Origin of the sequence: Neobacillus sp. FSL H8-0543 (assembly GCF_038592905.1) — a bacterium.
Lineage (GTDB): Bacteria > Bacillota > Bacilli > Bacillales > Cytobacillaceae > Neobacillus.
Genome location: NZ_CP151943.1, coordinates 4696624 through 4711879, shown reverse-complemented (window position 1 = coordinate 4711879; position 15256 = coordinate 4696624). Strand labels below are relative to the sequence as shown.

General features: G+C 36.9%; 13 protein-coding genes. 3 read left to right on the top strand and 10 right to left on the bottom strand.

The features are described 5' to 3' along the window. The first annotated feature begins 203 nt into the window (after positions 1–203). The gene (locus tag NSS81_RS23515) at positions 204–1046 is read left to right on the top strand and encodes a YitT family protein (RefSeq protein ID WP_342431034.1); all 843 of its coding nucleotides are present in this window, start codon (positions 204–206) and stop codon (positions 1044–1046) included. 253 nt (positions 1047–1299) lie between these two features. Here the strand turns inward: NSS81_RS23515 and NSS81_RS23510 are convergent, their stop codons facing one another. The 5 genes from NSS81_RS23510 to NSS81_RS23490 form a co-directional block, all read right to left on the bottom strand. Beyond that, positions 1300–2184, bottom strand: coding sequence for a LysR family transcriptional regulator (locus NSS81_RS23510; protein ID WP_342431033.1), 885 nt, complete (start codon positions 2182–2184; stop codon positions 1300–1302). 295 nt (positions 2185–2479) lie between these two features. Further along, positions 2480–3328 carry an NAD(P)-dependent oxidoreductase gene (locus tag NSS81_RS23505; RefSeq protein WP_342431032.1) on the bottom strand — a complete coding sequence of 283 codons (849 nt, stop codon included), beginning with the start codon at positions 3326–3328 and terminating at the stop codon, positions 2480–2482. 125 nt (positions 3329–3453) lie between these two features. Continuing rightward, positions 3454–4773, bottom strand: a complete 1320-nt coding sequence (locus tag NSS81_RS23500; RefSeq protein WP_342431031.1) for a GntP family permease — start codon at positions 4771–4773, stop codon at positions 3454–3456. Between the two features lie 517 nt (positions 4774–5290). After that, the gene (locus NSS81_RS23495; RefSeq protein ID WP_342431030.1) at positions 5291–6346 is read right to left on the bottom strand and encodes a HupE/UreJ family protein; all 1056 of its coding nucleotides are present in this window, start codon (positions 6344–6346) and stop codon (positions 5291–5293) included. 103 nt (positions 6347–6449) lie between these two features. Next, positions 6450–7991 (bottom strand): phosphoesterase, encoded by a 1542-nt coding sequence (locus NSS81_RS23490; protein WP_342431029.1) that lies wholly within the window; start codon positions 7989–7991, stop codon positions 6450–6452. A 390-nt stretch (positions 7992–8381) separates the two neighbouring features. Here NSS81_RS23490 and NSS81_RS23485 point away from each other — a divergent pair, with 390 nt between their 5' ends. Together NSS81_RS23485 and NSS81_RS23480 are read left to right on the top strand one after the other, a co-directional pair. Beyond that, positions 8382–9029: an excalibur calcium-binding domain-containing protein gene (locus tag NSS81_RS23485; protein ID WP_342431028.1), complete on the top strand. Its 648-nt coding sequence runs from the start codon at positions 8382–8384 to the stop codon at positions 9027–9029. 432 nt (positions 9030–9461) lie between these two features. Further along, entirely contained in the window at positions 9462–10253 is a 792-nt protein-coding gene (locus NSS81_RS23480; RefSeq protein WP_342431027.1) for an SDR family NAD(P)-dependent oxidoreductase, read from the top strand. Positions 10254–10384: 131 nt separating this feature from the next. Here NSS81_RS23480 and NSS81_RS23475 read toward each other — a convergent pair whose 3' ends face one another. The 5 genes from NSS81_RS23475 to NSS81_RS23455 form a co-directional block, all read right to left on the bottom strand. Then, the gene (locus tag NSS81_RS23475; RefSeq protein ID WP_342431026.1) at positions 10385–10624 is read right to left on the bottom strand and encodes a hypothetical protein; all 240 of its coding nucleotides are present in this window, start codon (positions 10622–10624) and stop codon (positions 10385–10387) included. A 76-nt stretch (positions 10625–10700) separates the two neighbouring features. Further along, a complete protein-coding gene (locus NSS81_RS23470; RefSeq protein ID WP_342431025.1) occupies positions 10701–12122 on the bottom strand; it encodes an FAD-dependent oxidoreductase in 1422 nt (473 codons plus the stop codon). Between the two features lie 93 nt (positions 12123–12215). Further along, positions 12216–13682, bottom strand: a complete 1467-nt coding sequence (locus NSS81_RS23465; protein ID WP_342431024.1) for a sodium/proline symporter — start codon at positions 13680–13682, stop codon at positions 12216–12218. Between the two features lie 303 nt (positions 13683–13985). Further along, positions 13986–14333 (bottom strand): cupin domain-containing protein, encoded by a 348-nt coding sequence (locus NSS81_RS23460; RefSeq protein ID WP_342431023.1) that lies wholly within the window; start codon positions 14331–14333, stop codon positions 13986–13988. Between the two features lie 15 nt (positions 14334–14348). Further along, positions 14349–15107 (bottom strand): SDR family oxidoreductase, encoded by a 759-nt coding sequence (locus tag NSS81_RS23455; protein ID WP_342431022.1) that lies wholly within the window; start codon positions 15105–15107, stop codon positions 14349–14351. Positions 15108–15256: the final 149 nt, after the last annotated feature.

Below are 15256 nucleotides of genomic sequence, written 5' to 3'. Positions count from 1 at the left end.
TTCTATTACCTTTATCCCTAGAACAAATGGAACCATTTTCACAATTTCCTAGCATTTATTAATTCCGTCAAAAGTATCCAAGTGATTGTTTGGTACTATCGTTGGACCACTCTTTCTTATTTATATATATCTTTGACGGTGTTGAATGTGCACTGAAATACAAGTATAATGGGATGATTCTACAGATACAAGGATGGTCGGTAATGAAAAAAAGATTAGTAGATATTGTTTATATTATTATTGGGGCTTTTCTGTTTGCATTAGGAGTTAACCTTTTTATTATTCCAAACGAGCTTGGAGAAGGTGGCGTAACCGGGATCACCATTATTGCCTATTATCTCTTTCAATGGTCTCCTGGTCTGGTGAACTTAATTCTTAATTCGATTTTGTTAATCGTTGGTTATAGATTTTTAAGTAAATTGACAACTGTTTACACGGTTATTGCTGTTCTATTTAACTCTCTGTTTTTGCACTTAACTGAGGGATGGACGATCTCATCAAATGAAATGGTCGTCAATGCATTATTTGGTGGAGTTATTATCGGGGTAGGGATTGGGTTAATTATTCGGGTTGGTGGTACAACTGCCGGATCAACGATTTTAGCCAAAATTACACAGAAATATCTTGGCTGGAATTTAGGCTACGGATTGTTATTTTTCGATTTAATTGTCGCTTTTTCTTCTTATTTTATTATTGGTGCTGAGAAGCTGATGCTTACCATTATGTTGTTGTATATTGCGACAAAAGTGATGCAATTTGTCATAGAAGGCATCAATACAAAAAAGGCTGTAACGATTATTTCCAAAGGGCCAGACGAAATTGCCCAGCAAGTGAATGAAAAAATGCATCGAGGTGTTACTGTTTTTTCCGGAAGTGGGTATTACACAAAGGCACAAAAGGATATTCTTTATATTGTCATTAGCAGCCAAGAAATCGTAAAGCTGAAGAATATTGTAAAGGAAGCCGACAAGGACGCTTTTATTGCCATTCATGATGTCCGGGATGTGTTTGGCTTAGGCTTTGGGGAAATTTCAAAAGCTGATTAAGTAGTGGAAATTAGGAATTAAAATTATTACGAGAAACCAGGAAAAACTTCCTGCGAATATACACCTAATCCAATTTTGTGAACAATACAGATGTAGCGAAATTTATTAATGATCAATAATTAATTAGACAAAGGCACTATCCAATTTGATGGATAGTGCCTTCATTTTCAAAAATACGGGGTCAAATCAATAATAAATGATGGTGAGTAAAGACCCGTTAGCGCTTTTATTATTGTGGCTGCCTTTTTCATTGTTAAAAAGGTAATTCAGCTGAAATATACTGGATAAATTCACGAACTGCAGGTGATGCGTATTTCTTCTTTTTTGAAATAAATCCTAAATTCCATGGAACACTTGGATTAACGATGGGAATCGCCTTGATTAAATCTTGATCAACTTTTTCTGCGATGGGTTTTGGCAAAATCGAAATTCCTAAGTTTTCGCTAATCATACCACTAATAAAATCCCACTCAGAACTTTCATAAGCAATTTCCGGACGAAAACCGGCTCGTAGGGATTCTTGAATAATAATGTCATGAATATCAAACTCTTGCTTAAATAGAATGAAGGTTTCATTTTGTAACTCTTTCATTTCAACTTTTTCCCTCTGCGCTAATGAATGGGAATGATGGACGAAGAGCGACAGTTCTTCATAAACAAAGGGAACAACATCAAACTCTTTTTCATCCACCGGTAGAATAACCACACCAAGATCGATTATTCCGTCTCTGACTCCCTGTTTAACCCTTTTTGAATCATCTTCAAAGAGTTTTATTTTGATATCAGGGTACAGATTATTGAATCCTTTAATAATCTTTGGAAAAAATAAAAAACCAATTAATGGAGGTATGCCGATTTTTATTTTTCCTTTTTTTAGGTTCATTAAATCATATAGGTGGATAGATAAATCATTCAGCGATTCCATAATCACTTCCCCTTCCGCCAAAACGATTTCGCCTGCTTCCGTTAATTTAATTTTCTTTGCGGAACGGTCAATCAGTTCTACGTTTAATTCTTCTTCCAAGCTTTTGACTACTTTACTTAGTGTAGACTGTGACAAGTGGAGGGCTTTGGAAGCTTTGGTAAAGCTTTTGTATTTGGCTACTTCTATAAAGTAAGTAAGGTGACGTATGTCCATGAATGTAATCTCCAATCTATGAAAAATATATATAATTTGTATTCTTTTCATTCATTTTACTCATACTAATTTGAATTGTATACTCAGGGGGAACAAAAATGTAAATTATAAGAGTGATATCATGAATAAAACATTTGAAAACAAAGAGTCCGTAATTACAAGGGCAATAAATTCGGTTTTGTAGGCTAGGGGAAATCACGCAAAATAAATAAGGAAAGCATTCTGTACAACACAGAACACTTTCCTATTAGAGAGATTGTTTAATCAACCATTTAAGTGGTAACTTTTTCAATTATTAGGCTTTTGGTTTCTCTTTTCCCATAGAGTCAAATAATTGTGTAGATGATAAGGCATTAAATGGCATCGATACATTATGTTTAATCCCTTGGTTGTAAGTAGCGATTAAGTCTTTTAATAGAACAGATAAGGCCGTTGCTGCTGTCCATTCTGAAACGTCACTCCAGTTTCTAACTACCCAGCTATCCCCTGTACTCACTTTTAATAAGTTTAATATTTCTTCTTCAGGTAAGTTATAGTGTTTACCTAATTTTAAACCTTCAGCGACAGTGTTCATGTTAACACCTAGAATCATATTATTAACTAATTTTGCTACTTGGCTGTTGCCTGGTTCCGCACCATAGTAGAATGTATTTGATCCAATTGCATCAAAGTATGGTTGGAAAGATTTCACGATTGTCTCGGCACCTGATGTCATAATCGATAATGTTCCAGCTTGAGCACCTGAAGCACCACCGCTTACTGCCGCACTAATCAATCTTAAATCACTTTTTTCTTCGACTTCTTTGCCTAATTCATTCATTGTATCTGGGTCAAGTGTACTCATAACAATAACTGTTTTATTTTTAGGTTGGGCCGTTAAAAGACCACCTTCACCAAAAATAACGTCTACTGTCTGTGCATGATCACGAACCATTGAGATAATGGCTTCGTCGGCTTGTTCAGCCACTTCTTTTAACGTTTCTACCATTGTAAAACCAGCAGCTGCTGCTTTTTCGTAAACACCTTTATAGGCATCATAACCGATTACTTCAAAACCAGCTTTCTTTAAATTAACTGCCATTGGGAAGCCCATTGTTCCTAATCCGATAAATCCAATTTTTTTACTCATGATGTGTTCCTCCATTATTGTTCTAAATTTTTTAAAGTAATTAAATCTATCACATAAAAAACCTTTGGTATAAAGTTCTTAATGTTTCGTCATTGTAAAATCCTTCACAGACAAGTATGAATACCTGTTACAGTCTTTAATTAAGCTAAACCTAAGAGTGCCATAATCACGATAACAGTCATTGCAAGCCAGTGGGTAACACTTATACTAATAAATCCATTTTTGAAGGTGTCCTTCATCGTTAATCCTGTTAAATTGTTAAAGATAATCAAGAATCCTGAGTAAGGAACGATTGATAGAGCTCCAGATCCGATTGCGATTGCGCGGTGAACCGTTTCCGGATTTAGTCCCATTTCTAAATAGATAGGGGCGAAATTCGCAACAGAGATGCCAATTGCTCCAACAGCTGAAGCAGTAATACCACCTATCAGACCTGTACCAAGCATTAATGAGAGTACAGGAGGTCCAGGAATGGATTGAATCAATTGAAATACACCCTTAAACGCAGGAACACTTGTTGCAATGCTACCAAATGCAATGGTACTACCCGTTGTGATCGTTGATGATAACGATTCATTTGCACCAAGATTTAATACCTCTATTTGCTGATCAATTTGTTTACGGAATAATATAGCACTTAATACTATTGAAACAATTAAAGCGACAATAATGATGTTACTCACAGAGCTAAATAGTAGTATGATGCCTAATAACACGATGATAGGCAGTAAACTGATAATGAATGATGGAAGCTCACGTTTAGCTGTCGCATCACTACTTTCAACCTTCTCATCGACATTAAATGTCTCTTTTTTACGCAAGCTTTTGGCCAACGCGAATTTCATAAATACGAGTAGGAAGACAACTGCTACGATGGATGTGACGATTCCAATAAGCGGAGCAGCGGTTAATGTAGTGCCCAAAGCCGTTGAAGGCACAATATTGTGTAAGGAAGGTGCCCCAGGCAACATCGTCATCGTGAACGTTGAAGTCCCACCAAATACAGGAATGGTAACTAATTTCCATGAAATATTAAGTTCTCTAAAGATTGGTTTAGCCATTGGAATTAATGCGAATATGATGACGAATACATTAATACCACCGTACGTAAGAATGGCGGAAATAATAAATAATGCCACTAATGCGTTGTACGGGTTCTTCGTTCCTACCACCGACAATACGTTATTTGCAATGGAAACCGTTGCCCCACTTTTATCCATGTACTTCGCTAAGATAGAACCTAATAAGAAGATAGCAAAATTGGATGCAATAAACCCAGCAAGTGCCGTCATATAAGAATTTTCTTTGCCAAATACGGTCTCCAGTATAGGTACACTGTTAAACAGCAACACGACAATCGTCGCTATCGGTGCTGCAATGATGATATTGAACTTTTTAATAATAAATAGAATGATTGTTAAGATACCTAACAAGATCCCAAATATCCCTAATATATCCATTCCATTTCCACTTCTTTTCCCTAAGTTTAAACATACTTTTTATGCTTCCTTTAAATTAAAAATAAATATTTAATTCTTATTACTTATTTTTACTTTTAAATATTCTCTGCAAGGTGTTATCGATTTACACTCATTCCCCCTTTTGAATCAATTAAATTCATTATCTTGATACCATTTCTCTTAAAAATAAATATCTCAGATTCGAGATAACTATAGCGCAGTTTTCGTAATTCGTAAAATACATATAATTCATGCATTGCATTCCTTTTTTTCATGATTGAAAAGGTAATTCAGCAAAAATATACAGGATAAATTCACGAACTTCTCTTTTTGAAATAAACCCCAAATTCCAAACAAACGATCTAAATCAATTTAATATTTACGAATATGGAAAAGGGTAATAGGAAAGGAATGTATTGTGAAAAAAAGAAGTTAGACACCTACTGTATGTAGATGTTTAACTTCTTTCCAGTACTGTATGTTGTTGTTTTCATTAATTTGAATTTTACTATTCCAATCAAAAAGCTCTTTGTATAAACCAAACTAGCCCAAATGCTAATATCGCTACTGAGGTGCTAGGGATCACCCATTTTATTGGTTTTATTGTTATCTTTTTTATCCATAAAATGATTGGGAATGCAATAGAAACGATTATTAGTTGACCAATTTCAATTCCAATATTAAAGGAAAAGAGAGAAGTAGCCATATGGTTTGTGTCCAATTTCATTTCCGATAAGATCCCTGCAAAACCGAATCCGTGTATGAGGCCGAAACCAAAAGCAAGCCAAGGCTGGTGTTTTGAGTCCTTATTAAAAATATTTATGAGTGCAATGTAAACAATGCTTAAAGCAATTGCCGATTCTACAAACCTACTTGGAAGCAAAATAATTTCGAAGGTTGCGAGAGCTAAGGTGATGCTATGTGCAATCGTAAAGGCTGTGACTAGCGTGAAAATATGACGAATCGTTTTTGCACCAATAAGTAAACTAATGACAAACAGAATATGATCATACCCCGTAAAGATGTGTTCTAAGCCAAGAACGATAAATTGTTTTGTCGTTTGCAAGAAACTTACTTCGCCAATCTCTATTTCTCTTGATTCGAAGGATAGAATCTTTTCTTGTTGTTCGCCATTCATCTTAATGCTTGCGAAATTCGCATGGCTTGGATCCGAATCATCTAGGAACATATTATATTCAACCACTAGTTTTTCAGGTTTATGCTCAAAGTTATAGGCGAGATTTATGACCGCAAACGCTCGGTCCTCTATCATCTCAATGTCGGTTTTTACTACGGTGCCGTTAATCGCTTCACTGTCTGCGTAAAGCTTTAGCTTGGCATTGACATACTGCTGTACAATCTTGTTGTCAATTAACTCCTTTTGTTCCGTTTCCTTTTCCAGTGCATGACCTAGTTCCTCCAGATCAAGCTTTAATTCATAATCCAATGACTTTTCTTTCACTTCGATGTTTGAAAAACCTTCACTATTATTGGTATGTGCAGAAGCGGAGCTAAGAAAGAATGAGTTAAATAAAATTAGGAGGAGCAATGTAGAAAACCAAAACCGTTTCATTTTATCCACGTCCATTTCTATTGTTTTTTCAGTGATGTCATTGACTAAGACAACGGAAAGACGAGGAGTTTTATGCCCCTCGTCCGTATTCCGTTAGGTTTCCTTAGTTACTAGACTTCATGAAAATAGGGTTTGAGTAGAACCAAAGATCTGACCATGGATCCTCACCTCTAGGATCTGCTGCTGGCTCTAGTTGATCCGTGTTTGTTCCACGTAAGCGAATATAACTATCTTTATCTACATCCTTTAATGTATAGGTAATCGTGATGTATTCTCCGTCTTGTTTCCAGTCCTTTTCTGTAAAACGTTTAACCACTTTTGTTGATGGATTTAAAGCGGTTGAGCGGTCTTCCACTTCCCCATTCACTTCGCCCATAATCAAGTCCACCCGTTTTACATTTGGCTTATCACCATTAGCGTTTGCTGCGTTAGGATCCTTCAAGCGAATGGTTACCGTTACATCGCTAGCTTTCTTACCTGGAAGTGTGAGCGTTTCACCAATTGATGCTGAATTTCCTTTCGCCACAGCATGCAATGGGGATTTTCCTCCAGCTTGTACTTTTACATCCAGTTCAGAGATTAGATCCCCTGTTGTCACAAATACATGCCCATTTCGAAGGTTCTCCATGATATCTTCGTAGTTTTTCGCTGATTTAATATACGTTTTTGAATATTCACCTGGCCAGAAGTCGCCGCCTCCGTCGCGCCAGTTTACATGTGAGTCAGATGTAGCTGTTATCCACCAATGTCTTCCTTCACCCAGCATGGAATCCCATAAGCCCCCAACCTTGGCCGTCATTTGATCAAATCCACCCATTGTCGGTGCGTTTACGTTTCCATAGGATCCACGAGCACCATTTGGTTTTTGAGAACCATCTTTATTTATTGCCGTTGCTTGATGACCTGGAGCACCCTCCATCCCAATTGCGATATTTGGTGCTACATCGTTCCAATTACGGAATTCCTCAGGAGTATCTTGGCCCCAAACACCCATTTCTTTTGCCGAACGAGAAGGATGATGAGCAATGATAAGCGGAAGCTCCTCCAACCCTTTCATATAATTTAGAGCAGCAATCATCGTAGACTCTGTATCTCGACTTCCATCATTCGGAAAAGGTTCACGTTTATTAAACTGACTTTCAATATCATAAAGTGTCTTAGATTCATTTTCACTTTTCGGGATGATTAATGAACTATGATCAGCCGCTGGTGTATCAAACTCCATTCCGTAGAACTGAAGAACTTCGGGAACGGCTTGACGGGATTTTAGCAATTCAGGATATGCTTGCTCTAGATTCACTTTAGAATGGTTAGGACCTCCATGATCGGTTGTAACCATCCAATCAAGTCCATACTTCTTGGCATTTTCAGCATTTTTTACGGTTGGATAAATAGCATCACCCGCTCTGATTGGAGTTGGAGGGTTTGTAGAATTATCCCAGCCTACACTCCATTCACTATGTATATGGTGATCACCCGCAAGCCATGTAGCGTCCTTCTTTTTCACTTCTTCTTTTGAAAATGATTGTGCTTCTGCTTTTTGATTACCACCCTCATTAAAAAAGGTTTGAGTTGTAAAAGCGGTGGTTGCCAGAAGTGAGGTTGCGAGCAAAGGAATGGCCTTCTTTTTAAAGCTAGATTTCATGTTTACGTTCCTCCCCTATCAAATGTTTTAACAGCTTTATCATATTTGGGTTGTGTAAGGTTGGTATGAACTCTCGGTAAATTTCGTGTAAATTTAGAATATTCAGTACAAATTCACTATTTTCTGTCCTCTCTTTTTCAATTAAAACAGGAGAAAAGTAATGGAAAACTTTTCATACCAGCACATTTGTCCTAGCTGTTTTTTTCAAAAAAAAACATCATCCATTTTTGAATAATGCCCATTTTTTACTTATTCATACTAAGGAGCCACGTGTACAAACAAAAGGCAAGACAATTAATTCTATATTTGTTAGAATAATACCTGGTTAATATTAGAAACCACATGAGTTTTAATGTATTTATCGTTTTTCTAAACAGGAGGGGTAGTCAGTTGTCAATTTTGAACACTATTTTTATGCTTTTACTACTATTATCGGTCATTATTATTCTATTAGGTTTAATCAAACCATCCATAGTTAAAATGAAATCAAGGAAAGCTGTAATTACGAGAGGTGCTATATTGTTTGTATTATCTTTCATATTATTTGGTATTACAGCGCCTGAACAAAAAGAAGTAGCTAAAGTTGATGAAAAGCAATCAATGAGTGAAGATAATAAAGAGAAGGAAGCTACACGTTTAGAGGCAGAAAAAGCAGAAAAAGAAAAGTTAGCGGAAGAACAAAAGGCTAAGGAGTTAGAAGAGCAAAAGAAAATTGAAGAACAACTAGCATTAGAAGAGCAAAAGAAAATCGATGAACAACTAGCTTTAGAAGAGCAAAAGAAAAAAGAAGAACAGGAAGCTAGGCAACGATTAGCTGAAGAAGAAAAAAGGAAAGCAGAAGAAGAAGCGGCACTAAAAGCACAGGAAGCAGCAGCTAAAGCTACTGCTGAAAATGAACAAGTGAATACTAGCCAAGTCATAAGTTTTAAAAATTGTACCGAAATGAGAAAAGTTCATCCTAATGGGGTACCTTCTACTCACCCAGCATATGCGTCTAAACACGACAGAGATAAAGATAATTGGGCGTGTGAGCAATAAAAAAATACATATTAGAAAGATAGATTGCAATGATAAAATGCTATCTATCTTTTTTTTATTACATTGATTTCTACTTACCCAAATGTATAATTTCATTTTATTGGCATTAGACTGTTGAATTCACTAGTATTAAAAGCATCGATTGCTCTCTACACAGAGGTAACTCTGAATTTAATCAGAAAATACGGGTCAATCCCCCTTCTAAATAATTGTATGTCTGGCATATTTTTCGTAATATCCCTCCTCATTATTATTTTATTTTTCAAGCGATATTTGCTTTTTAACTCTATTTTTCTTCCATTTTATAAGGCCGTTATAATCCCCTTCTTGTACTAATGATTCAGCAGCATATTGTAATTAAATCTAAAGGGTTCTAATAAATATATATAAGTCTGCACTTTACTAATTAATGATAAATAATGGGGTGTATAGTTGAAAGTAGTAAATAAAGTAATTGTTGTAACTGGTGCTGGCGGCGGGATTGGAAGAGAGCTCGTTCTCCAACTATTAGAAAAAGGCGCTAGAGTTGCAGCAGTCATCAATAAAACGGGGTTACAGGAAACTCAAATCTTAGCGAAAGATTATGGTGAAAGGATATCGACGCACCTAGCCAATTTAGTAAATAAAGATGACGTAGAAAAGCTTCCAGAAGAGATCATCGCAAAACACGGAAGTGTGGATGGAATGATCAATAATGCAGGAATTATTCAGCCTTTTATCAATGTAAATGATCTTGATTTTGAAAAAATTAAATTGGTCATGGATGTAAACTTCTACGGTACGCTATATATGTGTAAAGCGTTCTTACCACACCTTTTGCAGAGGCCAGAAGCTCACATTACAAATATCTCTAGCATGGGTGGATTTCTTCCGGTGCCACGGCAATCGATTTACTGTGCTTCAAAGGCTGCAGTAAAGATGTTTACAGAAGGACTTCACTCAGAACTTATAGATTCAAATGTTGGTGTAACCCTCGTTCTTCCAGGTGGGGTAAACACAAACATCGTAGAAAATTCTGGGGCTGTAAGAGAAAGAGAGGAAGGTCAAAGTCATTATTATAAACTACTTAGCCCTAAAGAAGCAGCTGAGATTATTATTAGAGGGATGGAAAATAAAGAGTATCGTGTATTAGCAGGAAAAGATGCGAAAATTATGGATTTATTATACCGGTTTAATCCAAAAAAGGCCGCAGCGTTGATTGCAAAAAAATTAGGAAAAGTGTAGGGATGGTTCCTAGTAAGGCTTTTCACATTTTTTAATTTTCGAATAACCATAATAAAAAGCCTGGCCCTTTAATAACTTTACTCGGGTCAGGCTCTTATCAAGGTCCTACTAGTAATAATATTATGTTTTGATCAATAATTAGAGGATTTACAAATATACTTATCTAACAAAGCGATCATATCAATAAATTCATTGGGATTAATGAATTCTCTTTCAGTCCAATTATTCTTAATCCAATCCACTAATTCTGTTGGACTATTAAAATATTCTCCGCTTGAATCCGATTTCTTTAGCATATACCTACCATTTTCTTCATCAATGGTCACTTCACAAGGAAATGCATTATCATAACAACTCAAAAAGAATTCCATATAACCCCTCCTTACTCATAGACTTACCTTTTCAATTCATGCAATTTATTGGTGTTACTCCTTTTTGTCCTTAATGTTAGTGCCGAATCATTCGTTCAGCTAAGGTATTTCCTTTGGGTGCTATCCCATGTATATCCGATCTTTTATCTAGCCGACCAATTTCTGATTGAACATACCTGGCCCCTATCCACCGCAGCGGCTCCGGTACCCATTTTGCTGAAGAATGTTGAACCATTGGCAAATCAGTAAGGGAAGTTTTTTTCTCATAAATTAGATCAGTGAGAATTCGACCCGCCAAATTCGCTGTAGAAACACCTTGACCAAAGTATCCAAAAATTTTGGCCACTCGGGTTTGCTGATTAAATTGAAAGTTGGGTGTCCAGTCACTGGTAACCCCAATTGGCCCTCCCCAAGCATGGGTGAACTGATTGTGGGAAACCGAAGGGAACCATTTGATAACCCTTTGCTTTAACCAGTCAATGACGGAATCCTGAGTGTCATATGAATCTTTAATTTTTGAGGCATAGCGGTAGCGACCTGCATTCCCAAGTCCAAATAATATTCGTCCATCAGCCGTTCGTTGAAGATAATCCTGAGCTAATGTGTTTGACCCAACAGCCTCTCGATTTTCCCAACCAATTGCTGCCCATTGTTCCTCCGATAAAGGTTCAGTTACTACCATTGATGAGTACATCGGAATGATATGACGCTGAAATTTAGTCATTTGGCTAAGATATGCTTCTCCCGCTATAACAACTGCTAAATTAGCAGTAACAGTGCCCTCGCTAGTCACTAATTTTGGGGGTGTTAAAGATTCACCTTCTTTAAAATCTACTACCTCTGTTTGTTCATATATTTTTACCCCTCTCCTCTCTAGTATTCTAGCCAATTGCCTGGCTAATTTCCCAGGGTGGAGTACAGCTGAGTACTTAGTGAGGATACTACCTTTTACTCCTTGTGCACGTATTCGTTCATTTGTTTCATCTTTATTCAGAAGCTGATAGTACTCCTCTAAACCAAGTTTCTGGTATGATTTTATTTCATTTTCGAATTGATAGAGTAGATGATCTCCCAATGTCACCTTTATAAAACCGGATTTTTCCCAATCAACCATCAACTTTTCTTCCAGAATAACTCGTTCAATTTCATTCACAGAAGCATACATCGATAATTGTAATTCCCTAGCAGCCTCCTTTCCAAACCGTTCTATAGAAACTTCAGGCGTTATTGAAAATTTGGGTGAACACCAGCCAGCATTTCTGCCAGAAGCACCAAAACCTGCGATATGCTTTTCAATAATCGCTATGTTTAAAGAAGGATTTTGTTGTAATAAATAATAGGCAGTCCATAAACCCGTGAATCCCGCACCCAATATTGCGATATCAACAGCCAATTCCTCTCTCAATTTAGGCCTGGGACTTAAATCATCACCGCAGCTTTCAAGCCAGTAACTCTTTGAAGCGTAATATTTTACTAAATCAGGACTATCTTCTGCCATTTTGAACACCTCAACTATTTTATATAACCAATTCTAAGCAGGAGTTGAGTCTGGATGGATGACTAGAGAATAATCTTACTTTCCTAAGCATGATTATGTGACTTTTAATCCTTCACTTGTTTTAGTTGAAATATCTTTTCTCTCTGGGATAGCCAAACTAACAATAACCCCCGCTAATAATGCTAAAACTAATGTTGCACCACGGGAGGTAAAGATGCCCTCAAGAGGTGTATTGATCCAAATGATGGTACTAATAAAGCCAGTTAGAAGTGCAGCAATAACTCCAGCACCGGACATACGCTTCCAGAAGAATGTTAAAAGAATGGCGGCGGCAAAACTATTTCCAACTCCTGCCCAAGCCCATCCTACCACAACATAAATGAGTGATTTTGACATAAGGCCAATCACTAAACCAATTATTCCAACAATCGTTACGGTAATACGTGAAATCAATACCAATTGTTTATCAGTAAATTTTAGACCCATAATCTTAGTTAAGAGATCTTCACTTATAGAACTAGTGACGACTAACAATTGAGAGGAGACTGTTGACATAATAGCTGCAAGAATGCCCGCGAGTAAAATTCCAACTAACCATCCTGGAAGTAATTCAGTAAGCATAAATGGTAAAATCATTTCAACATTATCAACTTCACCAGAACCGTATAAGGTCAAACCTGTAATCCCGATTAAAAATGCACCGCCGTATGCTAATACTCCCCAAAGAATGGCAAAGTTTCTCCCTGTTTTCGCGTCCTTTTCATTTTTTAACGCCATAAATCTTGCACTAATATGAGGCTGTCCCCCCAAATATCCTAAAGCCCATGAAAGGTTTGAATAGATCAGCAGCCCGATAGCAAATCCTGTTGCACCACCAGTCCAAGAATCAGCGCCATTTCCAGCTTGAACTAGGGCATCCGTAATGGATAGATCGGCTCCCCATATTTTGATTAGGGCGACAATTGGCAAAATACAAAGTGTAGCTACCATTAAAATAGCTTGTATGGCATCTGTCCAAACAACAGACATGAAACCCCCTAGGCATGAATACACAATGACAACAGCAGCAACTATAAGAATGCCTGTTAAAGGATTAATTCCCATTGTTTGTTCTAACGTACTACCTGTACCTCCAAATTGGCTGCCTACATAAAGTGTAAAGAAAGGAATAATGATTATAGCTCCAATGGCCCTGATCCAATTTGCATGCTTAGGGAATCGTGCTGATAAATAATCTGGGAGTGTTAGAGCGTCATACTTTATTCTTTCCTCCATAAATTTTTTAGCTAAAAATACCCATGAAACAATTACTCCAACTAACATACCAATAAAAAGCCAAACACTAGAAAGTCCAGAAGAAAAAGCAAAACCTGTAGCACCCAATAGTAACCATGCAGACGCTTCTGTTGATCTTTCAGAAAAAGCCAGAGCCCAACCAGGTATTTTGCCTCCACCAAGATGATAATCATCGTAGCCTAACTTTTTTTTACTAAAATAGACTCCAACTCCAAGCATTGCCACAAAGTAGATAATAAGTTCAATTAGAATAACATTATTCAAATCCATCCCACTCCTTTAATATATTTTACTGATTGGTTATGGCTTTAGAGTATTGTGCAAGATGAAGCTCCCCTTAAGAAGAAACATTTTTAATTATAAGAATAATCATTTTTATTATTGCGAATCAAAACTACTGATTGATAGATTAGTTTGTTAATGTAATGAGAATAAAATTATGCACTGTAAGTAAACGGAGTAGGAATATTAATCCTTTGATGAATTTTACAAGATGATTTAGAAGTATGAGAATTTGAAGTTTGAATCGAAGCATCTTTTCCTTATTTGAAAAGATGCTTCCATTCATTAAATTTTGTTCCAATTGGCTGGATACAATGAAAACAGAAAAGTTCCTTGAGTATCAGTTTCATATATAATTGGTGTATCCTTTTCTATGAAAAATGAATCCCCTTCTTTTCCAACCATTTTTTCACCATTTGATTCTATAATGATTACACCCTCGGTTACATATAGGATTTCATCATAACGCACGGTCCATGGAAATTTACACTTCTCCATCATTACAATGCCACCACCAAGTGTAGATGAAATTTCATCCGTCACAAAACGAGCGATTTTCGCCTCACCGGGACCTATTGTTCCATTTAAGGGTTCAAAGAAGTATTCTTTTTTTTCTAGTACTCTAACAGCCATGAATATCCTCCCTTTTTACCAACCGCCATAGGCTACCCAACCGCCATCCACATTATAAATGGAGCCGGTTACATAACTAGATTCGTCAGAGGCTAGAAATAAAACAACATCTGCGACTTCTTTTGTGGTTCCAAATCTTTTTAGTGGAGTTCGTCTAATCACATCATCATCTCCATAACCACCAGCTTCCTGATCGGTTTCATCCAGGGGTGTTTTGATATAGGCTGGAGCTACAGCATTGACACGAATATTTTGCTCTGCCCATTCGACTGCAAGAACCTTGGTTAACCCATTCATAGCAAACTTTGTTGAGCTATAAGCCGCTCTCATAGGAACGCAGACCTGCCCATATATAGAAGTAATATTGATGATTGATCCTCCATTTTCTTGCATACATTTAGCTGCTTCTTGCGCGGCGAAAAAGGTACCAGTAAGATTCGTATCAATGACGGTCCGCCAATCTTCTTCACTTAATTCAATTGATGGTCCAATCCGATTAACCCCCGCATTATTGACTAAAACATCTATCCTTCCAAACTTTTCAACTGTCTTTTCCATCAATGTAATGACCGATTGCTTACTGGACATATCTGCTGCGATCGCGATGACATCATAACCTTTATCCTTAAGCACAGCCGCTGTCTTATCTGCCCGTTCTTGGCTTCTAGAGTTAATGACCACTCTTGCACCTTCTTGTGCAAATCGTTCCGCAATCGCTTCTCCAATTCCCATGCTTGACCCTGTTACAATACAAACCTTATCTTTTAATCGCAATCTACTCACTCCTCACGAGTTTTTTAAGTTTTTTTCGCATAGATTGTTGGTTTTCGAATGAATGTCTAAACCCGTAATAATCTAAGGCTTCCGCCATCCTATCGTAAAACCTCTTACGTATTCAATTTATATTTTTAGTATTAAAAGTA